We start from the raw sequence: 16,568 nt of genomic DNA on the forward strand, positions 1-16,568 counted from the left end.
CCGATGAGCGCGAGGAGTGAGCCGGGTTTGCGAGCCCCGCAGTCGCGAATGGAGGCAGCTCCGTGACCGCCCTCTCGCTTCGTCCGGCCCGGCATGCCGTGCCGGGCGTGTTCGTGGCCCTGGCCCTCACCCTGGTCATCGGCTGGCTGGTCGTCATGCTCGACGGCGGCCAGCTCTTCAACCAGTCGACGACGGTGAGTCTGCTGCACGTCGCCGCCGGCCTCGGGCTCGTCGCCGTCGGGCAGACCCTGGTCATTCTCGGCGGTTCACTCGACCTCTCCGTGGCGTACGTGATCAGCCTGAGCACCCTCGTGGCGGCCGAGGCGATGAACGGCAGCGACGGCGCGTTGCTCCCGGCGATCGGGCTTGCGCTCGCGGTCAGTGCCGCGATCGGGCTGCTCAACGGCGTGCTCGTCACCAAACTGCGGATCAACGCGTTCATCGCGACCCTCGGCGTCGGGTTGCTGCTCAAGGGCTACCTCGACAACGGTTACGACGGTCCGGCCGGCGAGAGTGCGCCGGCTCTCGTGCGGACTCTCGGGTACCAGCGGATCGGGCCGGTACCGGTGTCCTTCCTGCTGCTGCTCGCGGTGACCGCGGCGGCCTGGTTCGCCCTGTCGCGTACCCGCTTCGGTCACCACCTGGTCGCGGTCGGCGGCGACCCGGAGGTCGCCCGGCTCTCCGGCGTCCGCAACGACCGGGTCCTCATCACCGCCCACGTGCTGTGTTCCCTCTGCGCCGGCCTGGCCGGCGTCTATCTGGCCAGTCGACTCGGCTCCGGCGCCCCCCGGGTGGGCACCGAGGGGCTCTACGACCTGGAGTCGATCGCCGCGGTGGTCCTCGGCGGCACCGCCCTCGCGGGTGGGCGCGGGGGAGTGCTCGGCACGGTCGGGGGCGTGCTGCTGCTCGCCAGCATCGACGCGGTGTTCAACCAGCTCGAGGTTGACGCGTTCTTCAAGCAGGTGATCCGCGGCGTGATCATCATCGCCGCGGTCGCCGTCTACGCCCGACGGGCCATGCGAAAGGCGGGGTCCTGACCATGCGGGTCGCCGAACGTCGTCCGCTGCCGCTGCGGATCCGCACCGACGGGATCGCGCCGATCGTCGCGCTCCTGGTGGTGCTGCTGATCCTCGTGGCGTTCGTCCAGCCCGACTTCCTCGCGCCGTCGTCGCTGATGTCGTTCCTCGGGCGCTCCGCGCCGATCATCCTGCTCGCCGCCGGTCAGTACTTCGTGATCGTCTGCGGGGAGTTCGACCTCTCCGTCGGCTCCCTGGTCACGGCGCAGGTCGTCGTCGCCGCCCGGCTCATCGACAGCGATCCGTCGCACACCTGGCCGGTGGTCGCGCTGCTGCTCGTCGGCGGCGCGCTCGTCGGGCTGGTCAACGGTCTGGTCACGACGGTGCTGCGGGTGCCGTCCTTCATCACGACCCTCGGCATGTTCCTGATCCTCGTCGGCGCCGTGTACCTGTGGTCCGACGGCGCTCCGAAGGGCGGGCTCTCCGAGGAGTTCCGCCGCTTCGGCCGACGGGCCATCGAGGACGTGCCACTGCTGGGCCGCATTCCGTACGCGCTGCTCGTCCTGGTGGTCGTCGCGGCGATCGCCGTCGTGCTGACGCGCTCCGACTTCGGTCGCACGCTGGTCGCGGTCGGGGACAATCCGCGCACCGCCGAGCTGAGCGGCGTGCGGGTCGCGCGCACCAAGACGATCGCGTTCATGCTCAGCGGCCTCGCGGCGGCGGTCGCGGCGATCCTTCTGGGCGGGTACAGCGGTGTGTCGTTCCAGGCCGGCGTCGGGCTGGAGTTCGGGGCGATCACCGCGGTCGTGCTCGGCGGGGTCGCCCTCGGTGGGGGCCGTGGCTCGGTCGTCGGGGCGATGCTCGGTGCCCTGACCCTCGAGACGCTCTTCGCGCTGATGAATTTCACCGGCGTCTCCGGTGCCCTCAGATCGACCGTCCAGGGCGTGATCATCCTGCTCGCCGTGGCGGTCTCGTCCCTGCGTTCCTCCTCCTCCAGATAAAGGTGATTCGATGAGACGATCCATGACCGCCCTGGCCGCGGCGAGCGTCCTGGTGCTCGCGGGATGCGCCACCGACGAGCCGACGGCGTCACCGTCGGGCACCGCCTCCGCGGCGGCCGGTTCGGGCACCGGGGAGCAGTCCAAGTTCTTCGTGCAGGCCGACTACGACAACGAGTTGGCCCTGCTCGACGCCGCCCCCACCGGGCCGGCCGACAAGCCGTGGGAGCAGGTGCTCAACCCGAAGATGGTGGACACCGCGAAGTTCAAGAAGCCCGGCAAGCACAAGATCTGCTTCTCCAACGCGGCGCTGAACAACCCCTGGCGGCAGGTCGGGTTCAAGACCATGCAGGCCGAGGTCGAGGCGCAGCGGAGCCGGATCAGCGAGTTCGTGCACGTCGACGCCGAGGGCAAGGACCAGAAGCAGATCGCCGACATCAACGACCTGCTCGGCAAGAAGTGCGACGCCCTCATCGTCTCGCCGAACACCACCGCCACGCTCACCCCGGCCGTCGAGGCCGCCTGCCAGGCGGGCCTTCCGGTGGTCGTCTTCGACCGGGGGGTCAACACCACCTGCCCGGTGACCTTCATCAACCCGGTGGGCGGCTACGGCTTCGGCCACGTGGGCGCGGAGTTCGTCAGCCAGAAGATGAAGCCCGGCGGAAAGCTGCTGGCCCTGCGCATCCTGCCCGGCGTCGACGTGCTGGAGACCCGCTGGTCCGCCGCGAAGATCGCGCTGGACAAGGCGAAGGTCGACGTCGTCGGCGTGGAGTTCACCGACGGCGACCCGGCCAAGACCAAGAAGATCGTCAACGACTACATCCAGCGGTACGGCACGATCGACGGCGTCTGGATGGACGCCGGAGCGGTAGCCGTGGCGGCGGTCGAGGCGTTCCAGGACGCCGGCAAGCCCGTACCGCCGATGAACGGCGAGGACCAGCTGGACTTCCTGAAGCTGTGGAAGGACAAGAAGCTCACCGCCATCGCGCCGACCTACCCGACGTACCAGTGGCGAACGCCGATCATCGCCGCGCTGAACATCCTCGACGGAACCCAGGTCTCCAACCCGTGGAAGCTGCCGCAGCCCACGGTCACCCAGGACAACCTGGACCAGTACCTCGACCCGAGCATGCCGCCGCTGCACTACGCGATGTGCGGCTGCCGTGACCTGCCCGGCTACCCGCAGCGCTGGAAGTAGGTTGCGGTGTACGCCATTGGCGTCAACCCCTGGGTGTGGGCCTCGCCGGTCGACGACGAGGCCCTCGCCCGGTTGATCCCGCGGATCGCCTCCTTCGGCTTCGACGCGGTCGAACTGCCGATCGAGCAACCCGGCGACTGGGATCCGGTCCGTACGCGGGACCTGCTGGCCGCGCACGGCCTCGTCGCGGCCGGCGTCTGCGCGGTGACCCCGCCCGGGCGGGACCTGGTGGATGCGACGCCGGCCGTCGTCGAGTCGACGGTCGCGTACCTCATGGGGTGTGTGGCGAGCGCGGCGGCCGTCGGTGCGCCGTGTGTCGGCGGCCCGGTGTACGCGTCGGTCGGCCGTACCTGGCGGATGTCGGCGGCGGCCCGCGCGGCCTGCTACGCCGACTTCCGGCGGGCCCTCGCGCCGGTCGCCGACCGGGCCGGCGAGTGCGGCGTGACCATCGGCGTCGAGGCGCTGAACCGCTACGAGACGAGCGTGGTCAACACCGTCGAGCAGACGATCGAGGCGATCGACGGCCTGCCCCCGAGCGTCGGAATCATGATCGACACGTACCACATGAACATCGAGGAGGCCGACCCCTACGCGGCGCTCGCGCTGGCCGGCCCGCACATCAAGCACGTCCAGGTCAGCGGCACCGACCGCGGCGCACCCGGCGCGGACCACTTCGACTGGCCCCGTTTCTTCTCCGTCCTGCGGGGCACGGGTTACCGGGGCGCGGTCTGCATCGAGTCGTTCACGGCCGACAACGCGACAATCGCCACCGCGGCGTCGATCTGGCGGCCCCTGGCCCCCTCACAGGACCGCCTCGCCGTCGACGGCCTGCACCACCTACGGAAGGTCGTCGCCTGACCGGCGTCGGCACGTCCATGGTGTTAGCGCTAACGCCCACCCACCCGCCGAACCCGCCTCGTCGAGGCGTCCCCCCACCCCCCACCTCAGGAGACCGTCCCGTGTCCGTCTCATCCATCTCCGTGGCGCGCAGGCTCTTCGCCGGCGCCGCCACGGCGGCACTGACCGCCCTGGTCGCCGTGACCGCCTCGGCCACACCGGCCTCCGCGGCGACCACCACCCTCTACGCGTCCCCGTCCGGCAGCGGCAGCACCTGCTCCGCCAGCCAGCCGTGCTCACTGGCCGGCGCGCAGGCCGCGGTACGCACGCTCAACAGCTCCATGTCCGGCGACATCGTCGTGGAACTGGCCGACGGCGTGTACCGGCTCACCTCGCCGATGCGGCTGACCGCCGCCGACTCCGGCACCAACGGTTACCAGGTGATCTGGCGGGCCGCCGCCTCGGCCCGCCCGACGATCAGCGGCGCCCGGGCGGTCACCGGGTGGTCGCTCGTCGACTCCGGAAAGAACATCTGGCGGGCCAGCGTCCCGGCCGGGCTCGACAGCCGCCAGCTCTACGTCAACGGCGCCGTCGCCACCCGGGCGCGTACGGCCGTGAACCGCGCCGACTTCACCTTCACCACGAGCGGCATGCGGTTCAGCAACAGCGCGCTGAGCTACCTGAACAACCTCGGCAACCAGAACCGGGTCGAGGTGGAGAGCGTCGGCTCGTTCACCGACCGGTATTCGCCGGTGCAGAGCATCAGCGGCAACTTCCTGACCATGCAGCAGCCGGCGTGGAACAACAACACGTTCGGCTTCGACACCCTGTCCCGCCCGCACCGGGCCGGACCGTTCTACCTGGCCAACGCGTACGAGTTCCTCGACTCACCGGGCGAGTGGTATCTCAACCCCGGCAGCGGCCAGCTCAACTACATCCCGCTGGCCGGGCAGAGCATGAGCTCGGTGAGCGTGGAGCTGCCGCAACTGCAGTCCCTGGTCAACGTGGGTGGCACGTACGACGCGCCCGCGCACCACATCTCGTTCAGCGGGATCACCTTCACCGGCACCAGCTGGCTCGGCCCGAGCAGCAGCAACGGGTTCGCCGACCAGCAGACCGGCGCGCACATCGTCGGCACCTGGGCCCGTCCGTCCGACGCCCTGACCTCCTGCCAGGAGGGCTGCCCGCTGTTCGAGGCCACCCGCCCGAGCTGGGCCCAGATGCCGGCCGCCGTGCAGGTCTCGGCCGCCAACACCATCGCCTTCAGCGACTCGCAGTTCGTCAACCTGGGGCAGACGGCGATCGGTATCGGCAACGACGCCAACGCCCACGCCAGCGGCGTCGGCCTGGGAGCCAGCAACATCACGGTCACGCGCTCCGAGATCGCCCGCAACTCGGCCGGCGGCATCGTGGTCGGCGGTGTACGTGCCGACGCCCACCACCCCAGCGACCAGCGGATGGTCAACCGGAACATCACGATCAGCAACAACCGGGTGCACGACCTCGGTCTGGAGTACCGCGGCGTGGTCTCGATCCTGACCACCTACGTGAACACCGCGCTGGTCTCGCACAACGAGGTCTACAACATGCCGTACACCGGCCTGTCGGTCGGGTACGGCTGGGGCGCCAACGACGCCGGCGGCAGCAACCACTACGCCAACCGGGGTCTCTACAACTACCAGCCCCGCTACTCGACGGCCACCACCGCCGCCAACAACCAGGTCATCGGCAACTACATCCACGACGTGATGCAGCAGATGACCGACGGCGGGTGCATCTACACGCTGTCGGCGAACCAGGGCGGGACCATCAACGAGAACTACTGCCTGCGGACCAACGGCTGGTTCGGGCTCTACTTCGACGAGGGCTCGCGCTACTACACCGCCCGCAACAACGTGTTCTCCTCCACCGGCACCTGGGCCACCGCCAACTACTACTACGCCGAGAACATGGGCAACTTCACGGTCACCAACAACTGGTCGACCAACGGCAGCACGAACGTGACCAACGGCGACCGCGGCAACGTCGTCAACGGCAACGTCACGGTCTCGAACGGCAGTTGGCCGTCCGGCGCGCAGACGGTGATCAACTCTGCCGGCGTGCAGAGCGGCGGCAACACCAACCCGCAGAATGTCCAGCTCGTCGGCGTCCAGTCCGGGCGCTGCGCCGAGATCGGCAACTCCAGCACCACCAACGGGACGCAGGCCCAGCTCTGGGACTGCATCAGCGGCGCCGCCAACCAGCGGTGGACCCACACCGCGAGCCGGCAGCTGATGGTGTACGGCACCAAGTGCCTGGACGCCTCGGGTCAGGGCACCGCCAACGGCACCACAGTGGTGATCTGGGACTGCAACGGCCAGGCCAACCAGCAGTGGAACATCAACGCCAACGGCACGATCACCGGCGTGCAGTCGGGTCTGTGCCTGGACGCCAACGGCGCCGCGACGGCGAACGGCACGAAGCTCATCCTCTGGGCGTGCAACGGCGGCACCAACCAGCAGTGGCAGGTGCGTAGCTGACATCCGGTTCGCCCCGGCCGGCCGCACCCCGGCCGGGGCCCCCGGCGGCGGGCCACCGCAGATCGGGGCCCACCTTTGCTGCCGGTCATCGACCAGCAGATGTGTTAACGCTAACCCGAAACGGGGTACGCCCGCCCTCCGGGCGTACCCCGGCGTGTGCGCGGGCGAACGTGTTCCGGGCGGTGGCGGTGTTCAGCGGGGCCCAGCTCAGCGGGTGCAGCGGCGGCACCCAGCCCATCGCGTACTTCGGTCTGCACGGCATCACCGACTCGGTGCTCAACATCTCCTCGGGGCGGTCGTTGCGGGACACGTTCGTGCGCAACAACGGCTGCACGGCGCAGAGCCCGCGGGAGCCGGCCTCGGGCAGCCGCACGCACGTCACCACCGCCTACTCCGGATGCCGGGCCGGATATCCGGTGCAGTGGGCGGCGTTCGACAACGGTCACATGCCGGGGCCGGTGGACGGCTCACCGCACGGGGCGGTCTCCGGTCCACGCGACCGGGGCCGCCCCGGTTCGCGTGCGGGGAGTACGTCGAGACATGGAAGTAGTTGAATTCGACGAAACGGCTCCGTAATATGACCGGCGTCTGCTGTTAACGCTAACAGTGGGCTCGTAGACATCATGATGCCCGCCTCATCCGGGCGGCTGTCCCTGGTGGACGGCATCACGAAAGGATGCTCCCGTATGAAGCGAATCGTCCGAGCCCGTCACTGGGGGCGGGCAGCCGCGGCCGGGCTGCTCGTGGCCGCCGCCCTCGTCGGCCTCCGTGCCCCGGGAGCCCAGGCGTTGGAGAATGGCGTCGCCCGGACACCCCCGATGGGGTGGAACAGCTGGAACTCGTTCGGTTGCAACATCAACGAGGGGCTGATCCGCCAGACGGCCGACGCGATGGTCAGCAACGGCATGCGCGATCTCGGCTACCAGTACGTAGTGGTCGACGACTGCTGGTTCAACCCGAACCGCGACAGCTCGGGCAACCTCCAGGGCGACCCGACCCGCTTCCCGAGCGGGATGAAGGCGCTCGGCGACTACCTGCACGCCCGGGGGCTGAAGTTCGGCCTCTACCAGGTGCCGGTCGACAAGACCTGCGCCCAGTACTTCAACAGCTACCCGGGCGCGACCGGCAGCCAGGGCCACGAGGCGCAGGACGCCCGGCAGTTCGCCGCCTGGGGGGTCGACTACCTCAAGTACGACTGGTGCTCCCCGAACGGCAGCATCAGCGAGCAGGTCACCACCTTCGCGAAGATGCGTGACGCGCTGGCCGCGACCGGCCGGCCGATCCTCTACAGCATCAACCCCAACAGCATCCACGCCAAGACCGGTCCGCAGCGCAACTGGGGCGACGTGGCGAACATCTGGCGGACCACCGAGGACATCACCAACGCGTGGGACACCGGGCAGACCAACGGCTACCCGATGGGCATCCAGAACATCATCAACGTCAACGTCCCCCTGGCGCCGTACGCGCGGCCGGGTTCGTTCACCGACCCGGACATGATGGAGGTCGGCCGGGGCGGCATGAACGACACCGAGATGCGCAGCCACTTCGCGATGTGGGCCGTCATGGCGTCGCCGCTGATCGCCGGCAACGACGTGCGCAACATGAACTCCGCGACGCAGACCATCCTCAAGAACGGCAACCTGATCGCCATCAACCAGGACTCCCTCGGGTTGCAGGCCAGCCAGGTCTCGTTCGACGGCACCCGCCGCGTGCTCGCCAAGCGGCTCGCCAACGGTGACGTCGCCGTCGCCCTGCTCAACCAGGGCGGCTCGACGACGACGATCTCCACCACCGCCGCCGCAGTCGGCAAGTCCGGCAGCTCCTTCACCCTGGTGGAGGCCTGGAGCAACGCCACCACCACCAGCACGGGCAGCATCTCGGCCAGCGTCCCGGCGCACGGCACTGTGGTGTACCGGGTCAGCGGTGGCGGCACCAGCACCCCGCCGCCGACCACGCCGCCGCCCGCGACCACCTCCTTCGCGCTGGCCAGCGCCGCCTCGGGCCGCTGCCTGGACGTCCCGCAGAGCAACACCACCAACGGGACCCAGCCGGTGATCTGGGACTGCAACGGGGCAGCCAACCAGCGCTGGACCCTCAACGGCCAGACCCTCCAGGCGCTCGGCAAGTGCCTGGACGCGCCGACCAACGCCACGGCGGGCAGCAAGGCCCAGATCTGGGACTGCAACGGCGGGGCCAACCAGCGGTGGACCCTCAACTCGAACGGCACGATCAGCGGGGCGCAGTCCGGCCTGTGCCTCGACGTCAACAACAACGGGACCGCCAACGGGACCACGGTGCTTCTCTGGACCTGCACCGGGGCCGCCAACCAACGGTGGACCCAGCGCTGACGGTGGTGCCGACAGGTGCGGGCCGGGGCGCAGTCGCCCCGGCCCGGACCTGTGTCGTCGCGGTCCTGCCCTCGGTCGCCGGCTCGTCAGCCGGCGACCGGGTCAGGTTCAGGTCGCGGCCGCCGTCCTCGCCGGCTGGATCGTCAGCCCGGTCGACGCGTCGTAGCGCACCGGAACGGGGTCGGTGAGTTCACCGACGAACGACCCGTCGACGTGGTCGAGGAAGCCGATGAGCGACCAGTCGTCGGCCGGTCCGGGGACCAGTCGGGGCGCGTACAGGTGCGGGTGGGTGACCGGCCGGGCGGCCGCGATGTCCCACGGGCCGCGGACGCCCTGCCCGGTCGCCACCCAGATCCGGTGGTCGTCGCTCCGGGCGCCGGCTGTCGCGTCGGTGGAGAACAGCAGCAGAGGCTGCCCGTCGACGACCGCGACCTGGGGCACCTCCAGGTGACCGAACCCCGCCGGGGTCGACAGCGGCGGTCGGACGGTCCAGGTGAGCAGGTCGGGGGAGGTGGCGTGGCCGACGACGCCGCGCGTGCCCGTCGCTCCCGTGTTGGCGCGCGCCGTGATGAGCATGTGCCAGCCGTCGCCGTCCGGGTCGGGAAACACCCAGGGGTCGCGCCATGCCTGCTCGTACCACAGGTCGGTGTCGAGCAGCTCGTACCACGTCGGGTCGGCCTGCACGACGGGCCCGGACCCGTGCCGGTGCCAGGTGATCAGGTCTTCGGAGACGGCCAGACCGATCCGTTGGACGAGACCGTCCTCGGCTCGGGAGACCCCGGTGTAGTACAGGTACCACCGCCCGTCCGGGCCGCGGACCGTGCACCCGGTCCAGGTCGCGAGGTCGTCCCAGGCCGGCGCGTCGGCGGGGACCAGGGCGTCGGCGACCAGACGCCACGTGCGCAGGTCCGTCGAGACGGCGTGGCCGATCGAGGCACGGCGGTGGCGGCGGTGCGGGTCGTGCAGGGCGCGGGACGCGCGCAGGAAGAACACGTGCCAGAGGCCGTTGTCGTCCCGCGCGTACCAGCTGTCCCACACCCAGTGGTCGGCTAGACGAAGCATGGCCGGAAAACTAGCACTAAACCGGTTTAGCTGACGAGGGGTCGCCCCCCGCCGCGCTCTTCGACGGCCCGGCTCAGCCGGCGGGGGGCGCGAGGGACCGGCGTCGGCGCAGCGGCATCGCGACGAGTGACGGCTCGGCGGCGCCGCCGTCGAGGAGCAGCTCGACCGCGCGCCGCCCCATCTGCTCGTGGGGCAGCGCCGTGGTGGCCAGGCTGGGACGCAGCCAGGCGGCGATCGGGTCGTCGTCGAACGAGATCACCGAGATGTCGTCCGGGACGCTCAGGCCCGCCTCGCCGAGTGCCTGGTAGGCGCCGAAGGCCAGCCGGTCGTTCATGCAGATGACCGCGCTGGGTCGCGACGGCCTGCTCAGCAGCCCGCGCATGGCGGCGTAGCCGTGCTCGGGCAGCCACTCGGTGCAGAAGCACTCCGCGAGGAGGCTCACCCCCGCGTCGCCCAGCGCCTGCTGGATGCCCCGCAGGCGGGCCCGGGCGGCGAGGGAGACCTCCGGGTCGTCCTCCTTGAGCCGGTTGCGGCCGATCAGCGCGATGGCGTCGCGGTGGCCGTGCTCCAACAGGGCGGTGGCGACGGAGCGGCCGGCCCGGTCGTCGTCGGGAAGGACGCAGGGCAGGCCGTCGGCGCTGGTGGCGTTGAGCAGCACCACCGGGCCGCCGAGGATGGCCGGGGGCACCGTCAGCCGCCGGGTGGCCATGGCGGCGTAGATCACTCCGTCGACCTGTCGGTCGAGCATCGCCTCGATGGCGTACTGCTCGAACGTGGCGTCACCCTGCGTCTCGGTGATCAGCAGCACGTGGTCACGCTCGCGGGCCGCGTCGAGCGCGCCGCGGATGAGGCCGCCGGCGAAGCGGGTGGTGGCGACGATGTCGGAGACGAACGCGATGGTCGCGGTCTTGCGGGTACGCAGGCTGCGCGCCGCGAGGTTGGGCCGGTAGCCCAGCTCCTCGGCGGCGGCGAACACGCGCTGGTGTGCCTCGGCCGAGAGCCGCGTGCCCTCCCGGCCGTTGAGCACCATCGACGCGGCGGTCTTGGACAGCCCGGCTCGCCGCGCGACGTCGGCCAGGGTTGCTCTGTTGCGGCCCATCAGTCCTCCGAATCAGGCGCGGTGCCACGGGCCCCGCTCCTGCCCATCATGATGCGTCGGCGCGCGGAGGCTGGCCCCGGTCGGGTCGGGCGTGGTGTGACGTCGATGTTTCCGGACCGTTGCCAGGTTGTCCTTGACAGCCTCCCGTGTCACGCGCATGCTCTGCTAAATCAGTTTAGCGACCACTTTTGGCGCGTCTGGAGACGACGTCGGCCGCCGCGCCGAGGGTCAACTGTGGCCGAACGTCTGCCGGGGCCGGGCGACCCGCCACGACGTACCTGTCGTAGCGGTTCACCCGATCACGGTGGTCCGGTGGAGCCGTCGCGCGGCCCTGGGTCGCGGGACGCGCGGAGGAATCTAGGAGTCATGAAATGGCAGATTTGCTGACGAAAATCCCACGACGCAGAGCGCTCGTCCTCGCGCCGCTGCTGGTGATCGGGCTCGCCGCGACGGCGTGCAGCGCTCCGGGAGCCGACCGGTCGTCGACCGCCGGGCCCGACGCCGCCGTCAAGACCGACCTGGGCACCGCGCCGGTCAAGCTGGAGATGTACGCGGAGACCGGCTTCCCGCTGGCCAAGGCGCTCGCCGACGAGTTCACCAAGCAGCACCCGAACGTCACGTTCGCCATCCGTGAGGACCAGTTCACGGTGATCGTGGAGAACGCGCCGCGCGTCATGGCCTCGGACAACGCGCCGGACATCATCCGGCTCCCCACGATGGTCGACCTGGTGAAGGACGACCTGCTCAAGAACCTCGACCCGTACGTCAGCGCGTACGGCTGGGACAAGTTCCCGGCCTCGCAGCTCATGCAGCTGCGCGTCGGCGACAACACCCGGGGCACCGGCTCGCTCTACGGCATGGGGCTCGGCTACAGCGTCACCGGTGTCTTCTACAACAAGAAGCTGGCCAGCCAGGTCGGCATGACCCAGCCGCCGGCCACCGTCGCCGAGTTTGAACAGCTGCTGGCGAAGGCGAAGGCCGGCGGGGTCCAGCCGATCATGCAGTTCAACAAGAACACCGCGGGCATCAACTTCCCGCACCAGGCGCTGCAGAACCAGTTCGGCGACCCGGCCCAGGTCGCCGACTGGATCTTCCAGAAGCCGGGGGCCACCTTCGACACCCCGGCCGCGTTGAAGGCCACCCAGACCATCCAGAAGTGGGCCCAGGCCGGCTACTTCCCGAAGGACGCCAACGCCCTGGACTACGCGGGCATGGTGGGGCAGTTCCAGAAGGGCAACGGCCTGTTCATGTTCAACGGCGACTGGGAGTCGGCCAACCTCGACAAGGCGATGCCCGGCAACGTGGGCTTCTTCCTGTTCCCCGCCGAGACCGCCGGTGGCAAGCACGTCGCGATGTCCGCCCCCAACACCTTCGGCGTCTCGGCGAAGGCCAAGAATCCGGACACCGCCGCGTACTTCCTGAACTGGGTCCACACCAACGCCAAGGCGCGGGAGATCGCCGTGACGGTCGGCGGTTCCAGCCCGGGTGGTCCGAGCGACCTCCCGGTGCCGGCCGCCGCCCCGAACACGGTGCTGGCCGAGACCCTCAAGGCGGCGCAGCAGCTCGGGGCCGAGAACGGCGCGGTGGACTTCACCGCCAACGCGACCGGTGGCATCTTCGCCGCCGCCATCACGCCGGAAATGCAGAAGCTGGTCGCCGGCCAGCAGACGCCCGAGGGATACGTGAAGGCGGTCCAGGCCGAGTACGCGAAGGAACTGTCCCGATGACGTCTGCCCTCGGCAGCGCACCAACCGGGCGGGACGACCAGGTGTCGTCCACGGGCCGTCCCGCCCGTTCCACGTCCACGCGGGCCCATCGACGCCGGTGGGCCCGCGCGGCCGGAACCGGCTGGTTGTACGTCCTGCCCGCCCTGCTCATGTACGCGGTCTTCGTCCTGCGCCCTCTCGCCCTGACCGTCCAGTACTCGTTCTACGACTGGAACGGAATCGGCGTCGCCCGCTGGGCGGGCCTGGACAACTACGTCACCGTGTTCACCGACAGCGACCTTTTGAAGATCATCTCCAACGCGATCATCCTGATCGTCTTCTTCAGCCTCATCCCGGTCGCGCTCGGGCTGCTGGTGGCGAGCATGGTCCGCCGGATCACCACCGGCGCGTTCGGGACCGTCGTCCGGACGATCCTGTTCCTGCCGCAGGTCATCCCACTCGTCGCGGCCGGCATCGCGTGGAGTTGGCTGCTGTCGACCAACGGGCTGGTCAACCAGGTGTTGCGCGCGCTCGGACTGGGTGGCCTCGCCCGCGCCTGGCTCGGCGACTTCGACACGGCGCTGCCCGCCGTCGGGGTGATCGGCGCCTGGGTACTGCTCGGTCTCTGCACGATCCTGCTGGTCACCGGCATGAGCAAGATTGATCCGGCGCTCTACGAGGCCGCCCGGCTGGACGGCGCGGGGCCGGTCCGCGAGTTCCTCGCGGTCACCCTGCCCAGCCTGCGCCAGGAGATCGGGGTCTGCCTCACCGTCACGATCATCGCCGCTCTGGCGAGCTTCGACATCGTCTACATCTCCACCAGCGGAGGCCCCGGTCTGCAGACCACGGTTCCCGGTCTGGAGATCTACCGCCTCGCCTTCTCGCAGCGTCAGGTCGGACTGGCCTCGGCGCTCGCCGTCGTGCTCATGCTGCTCGTGCTGGCGTTCGTGCTGCCGATCCAGCGACTGACCCGGGGGGAGAAACCGTGAACCTGAGCCGACGTGAGCAGGTGACCGGGCGGGTCTTCCTGATCGCCCTGATCCTCGTCACCCTGCTGCCGTTCGTGAGCATGCTCTCGGCCGCCCTGCAACCGCGCGGCACCGTGCCCGACGGGCTGGCCTGGCCGTCCGACCCGCAGTGGGGCAACTTCGCCGACGCGTTCACCGCCGCCAACATGGGCGCGCTGCTGCGCTCCAGCCTGCTCATCGTGGCCGGCGTCGTACCCGTGTCGGTGCTCATCGCCACCATGGCCGGCTTCGGGCTCGGTCAGCTGCGGGTGCCCGGCGGCCGGCTCGTCTTCGGCCTGCTGCTGCTCGGCCTCACCCTGCCGTTCGAGGCCGTGGTCACCCCGCTCTACTACCAGATGCAGGACTTCGGGCTGCTCAACACCCGGTGGGCCATCATCCTGCCGCTGATCGGCCTCTACATGCCGTTCGCGGTGTTCTGGATGCGTGCCCACTTCACCAACGTGCCGGTCGAGCTGTCCGAGGCCGCCCGGGTGGACGGCAGCAGCACCTGGCAGCTGTTCTGGCGGGTCCAGGTGCCGCTGGCCCGCCCGGCCATCGCGTCGCTGACGATCCTGATGTTCCTGTGGACGTGGAACCAGTTCCTGCTCGCGATCGTCCTCGTCGACGACGCCACCAAACGCACGATGGCCGGGGCACTCGGCGCGTTCCAGGGCCAGTGGGGCACCGACCTGGTGCTGCTGTGCGCTGGTTCGCTGCTGATCCTCACCCCTACCCTCATCGTGTTCCTGATCTTCCAGCGACAGTTCATCAAGGCCCTGATCCAGGGCTCACTGAAGGGATAGGCAGTGGCCACGCAGCCGCAGATCCACGGCGACGTCGACGACCGCTACGGGCGCGTCGCCGACACGTTCCGCGACAACTTCACCTCCCGGGGCGAGGTCGGCGCCGCGGTCACCCTCTACGTGCGGGGCCGCAAGGTCGTCGACCTGTACGGCGGGCTGGCCGACGCCCGCACCGGAGCGCCCTGGACAGCGCACACACCGGCCGTCGTCTTCTCCTGTACCAAGGGGCTCCTGGCGATCTGCGCGTACCTGCTGGTGCAGCAGGGGCGGCTGGACCTCGACGCGCCCGTGACGCGCTACTGGCCCGAGTTCGGCCAGCACGGCAAGGCGGACATCCCCGTACGCTCGCTGCTCACGCACCAGGCCGGCCTGCCGGCGCTGGACCGACAGCTGACCCTCGACGAGGTGCTCGCCTGGGATCCGGTCATCGCGGCGATCGAGGCGCAGACGCCGCTGTGGCAGCCGGGCACCGCGCACAGCTACCACTCGATGACCTACGGCTGGCTCATCGGCGAGGTCATCCACCGGGTCACCGGCCAGTTGCCCGGCGCGTACTTCCACGACACCCTCGCCCGGCCGCTGGGACTGCGGACCTGGCTCGGGCTCCCCGCCAGCGAGCGCGACACCGTCGCCTGGAATCTGGCGCCACCGCCGGACGCCGATCCCTTCGTCGACCCGGTCGCCGAGCGGGGCATCACCATGGGTGGCGCGTTCGCCTTCCCCGCCGACGCCGACGGTCTGGTCAGCTTCAACGACCCCGCCATCCAGGCCGCCGGGGTCCCGGGCGCGGGCGCGGTTAGCACCGCGGACGGTCTGGCGCGGGTCTACGCCGCCTGCGTGTCCGACCTCGGGGATGGCCCCCTGCTCACCGGGGCGTCGGTGGACGACGCCGTGGTCGTCCGCTCCCGGGGTCAGCAGCGACACGGCCCGCCCGACACCGGCCAGCGCTGGGGCAGCGGCTTCCTGCTGCACTCACCGCCGGCGCGGCCGCTGCTGGGGGAGCGCAGCTTCGGCCACGACGGCGCCGGCGGAAACCTCGGCTTCGCCGACGCGCGCCACGAGGTGGGCTTCGGTTACGTGGTCAACCAGATGTACGGCGCAGGCGACGAGCGCGCCAACCGGCTCACCGCTGCCGTCCGCTCCTGCCTCGACGGCTGAGCCGGCAGGCCCCGGTGTGAGTGGGCGCCGCAGGGGGTAGGCAGGACGTCGACGGCAGCCAACCAGCGAGATGCTGCCACTATCCGACGGTGGACCCCGCGCAGGCGCTTGCCGAGTTGAGCCGGATCAGACTCGACGAGATCAGCCTCGATGACATGCTGCTCCGGGTGGCCACGCTGGCCAACCGGAGTGTCCCCGGCGCCACGGAGGTCTCGGTCACCCTGGTCCGGGGTCGCCGGGGTTGGACCGCCGCGTCCACCGGCGATCTGGCCCGCGAGCTGGACGAGCGGCAGTACGAGCAGAATCGGGGCCCGTGCCTGGACGCCTCGGCCAGCGGCGGCACCATCTCCCTGCCGGACATGGCCGTCGAGCAGCGCTGGCCGCAGTGGGCGCAGCGGGCGCGTGACGTCGGCGTGGGCAGCTCGTTGTCGATCGGGCTGCCGATCCAGGAGTCGGTGGTGGGGGCGCTCAACGTCTACGGCGGCACGGCGCACGCCTTCGATCCACCGGCGGTCGCGGTCGCGGAACACTTCGCCGCGTACGCGGCGGTGGCGCTGGCCAACGCCCACCTGTACGACAGCGCCGCCACCCTCGCGGAGCAGTTGCGGGAGGCGATGCGCAGTCGCGCGGTGATCGAGCAGGCCAAGGGGATCATCATGGGGGAGCGGCGGTGCACGCCGGACGAGGCGTTCGCGTTGCTGTCGAAGATCTCCCAGGACACCAACCGCAAGGTGCGTGACGTCGCGGAGGCGCTGGTCGCCAGGGTGGCCCAGCGGGCTCGGGTGTGAGCCCCGGTTCAGCCGAGCAGGATGGC

13 protein-coding genes and 1 pseudogene are annotated in these 16,568 nt (G+C 70.2%); 12 read left to right on the plus strand and 2 right to left on the minus strand.

The window, feature by feature from the left end:
• Positions 1-62: 62 nt before the first annotated feature.
• The 7 genes and pseudogenes from AB0B39_RS18345 to AB0B39_RS18375 all read left to right on the plus strand — a co-directional run bounded on the left by AB0B39_RS18345 (position 63) and on the right by AB0B39_RS18375 (position 8,919).
• The gene (locus AB0B39_RS18345; RefSeq protein ID WP_234583998.1) at positions 63-1,037 is read left to right on the plus strand and encodes an ABC transporter permease; all 975 of its coding nucleotides are present in this window, start codon (positions 63-65) and stop codon (positions 1,035-1,037) included.
• Positions 1,038-1,039: 2 nt separating this feature from the next.
• Positions 1,040-2,017, plus strand: a complete 978-nt coding sequence (locus AB0B39_RS18350) for an ABC transporter permease (protein ID WP_234583996.1) — start codon at positions 1,040-1,042, stop codon at positions 2,015-2,017.
• Positions 2,018-2,027: 10 nt separating this feature from the next.
• A complete protein-coding gene (locus AB0B39_RS18355; protein ID WP_357489708.1) occupies positions 2,028-3,212 on the plus strand; it encodes a substrate-binding domain-containing protein in 1,185 nt (394 codons plus the stop codon).
• Between the two features lie 6 nt (positions 3,213-3,218).
• A complete protein-coding gene (locus AB0B39_RS18360) occupies positions 3,219-4,070 on the plus strand; it encodes a sugar phosphate isomerase/epimerase family protein (protein ID WP_357489709.1) in 852 nt (283 codons plus the stop codon).
• A 101-nt stretch (positions 4,071-4,171) separates the two neighbouring features.
• On the plus strand, positions 4,172-6,568 hold the full coding sequence (locus tag AB0B39_RS18365) for a ricin-type beta-trefoil lectin domain protein (RefSeq protein WP_357489711.1): 2,397 nt from the start codon (positions 4,172-4,174) through the stop codon (positions 6,566-6,568).
• Positions 6,569-6,720: 152 nt separating this feature from the next.
• Positions 6,721-7,038 (plus strand): annotated as a pseudogene (locus AB0B39_RS18370) (glycosyl hydrolase); the annotation flags it as partial.
• Between the two features lie 216 nt (positions 7,039-7,254).
• The gene (locus tag AB0B39_RS18375) at positions 7,255-8,919 is read left to right on the plus strand and encodes a ricin-type beta-trefoil lectin domain protein (RefSeq protein ID WP_357574892.1); all 1,665 of its coding nucleotides are present in this window, start codon (positions 7,255-7,257) and stop codon (positions 8,917-8,919) included.
• A 108-nt stretch (positions 8,920-9,027) separates the two neighbouring features.
• Here the strand turns inward: AB0B39_RS18375 and AB0B39_RS18380 are convergent, their stop codons facing one another.
• Both AB0B39_RS18380 and AB0B39_RS18385 read right to left on the minus strand, forming a co-directional pair.
• A complete protein-coding gene (locus AB0B39_RS18380) occupies positions 9,028-9,981 on the minus strand; it encodes a family 43 glycosylhydrolase (RefSeq protein ID WP_357574893.1) in 954 nt (317 codons plus the stop codon).
• Positions 9,982-10,054: 73 nt separating this feature from the next.
• A complete protein-coding gene (locus tag AB0B39_RS18385; protein WP_234583979.1) occupies positions 10,055-11,080 on the minus strand; it encodes a LacI family DNA-binding transcriptional regulator in 1,026 nt (341 codons plus the stop codon).
• A gap of 371 nt (positions 11,081-11,451) precedes the next feature.
• Here AB0B39_RS18385 and AB0B39_RS18390 point away from each other — a divergent pair, with 371 nt between their 5' ends.
• The 5 genes from AB0B39_RS18390 (at position 11,452) to AB0B39_RS18410 (ending at position 16,542) form a co-directional block, all read left to right on the plus strand.
• Positions 11,452-12,807, plus strand: a complete 1,356-nt coding sequence (locus AB0B39_RS18390; protein ID WP_357574894.1) for an extracellular solute-binding protein — start codon at positions 11,452-11,454, stop codon at positions 12,805-12,807.
• Entirely contained in the window at positions 12,804-13,775 is a 972-nt protein-coding gene (locus tag AB0B39_RS18395) for a sugar ABC transporter permease (RefSeq protein ID WP_234583976.1), read from the plus strand. The genes AB0B39_RS18390 and AB0B39_RS18395 overlap by 4 nt, the downstream gene beginning before the upstream one ends.
• Positions 13,772-14,596 carry a carbohydrate ABC transporter permease gene (locus AB0B39_RS18400; RefSeq protein ID WP_234583974.1) on the plus strand — a complete coding sequence of 275 codons (825 nt, stop codon included), beginning with the start codon at positions 13,772-13,774 and terminating at the stop codon, positions 14,594-14,596. The genes AB0B39_RS18395 and AB0B39_RS18400 overlap by 4 nt, the downstream gene beginning before the upstream one ends.
• Before the next feature lie 3 nt (positions 14,597-14,599).
• Positions 14,600-15,754 (plus strand): serine hydrolase domain-containing protein, encoded by a 1,155-nt coding sequence (locus AB0B39_RS18405; protein ID WP_357489717.1) that lies wholly within the window; start codon positions 14,600-14,602, stop codon positions 15,752-15,754.
• An 89-nt stretch (positions 15,755-15,843) separates the two neighbouring features.
• Positions 15,844-16,542: a GAF and ANTAR domain-containing protein gene (locus AB0B39_RS18410; RefSeq protein ID WP_357574895.1), complete on the plus strand. Its 699-nt coding sequence runs from the start codon at positions 15,844-15,846 to the stop codon at positions 16,540-16,542.
• Positions 16,543-16,568: the final 26 nt, after the last annotated feature.

Source organism: Micromonospora sp. NPDC049114, from assembly GCF_040648635.1.
In the GTDB taxonomy this organism is placed as follows: domain Bacteria; phylum Actinomycetota; class Actinomycetes; order Mycobacteriales; family Micromonosporaceae; genus Micromonospora.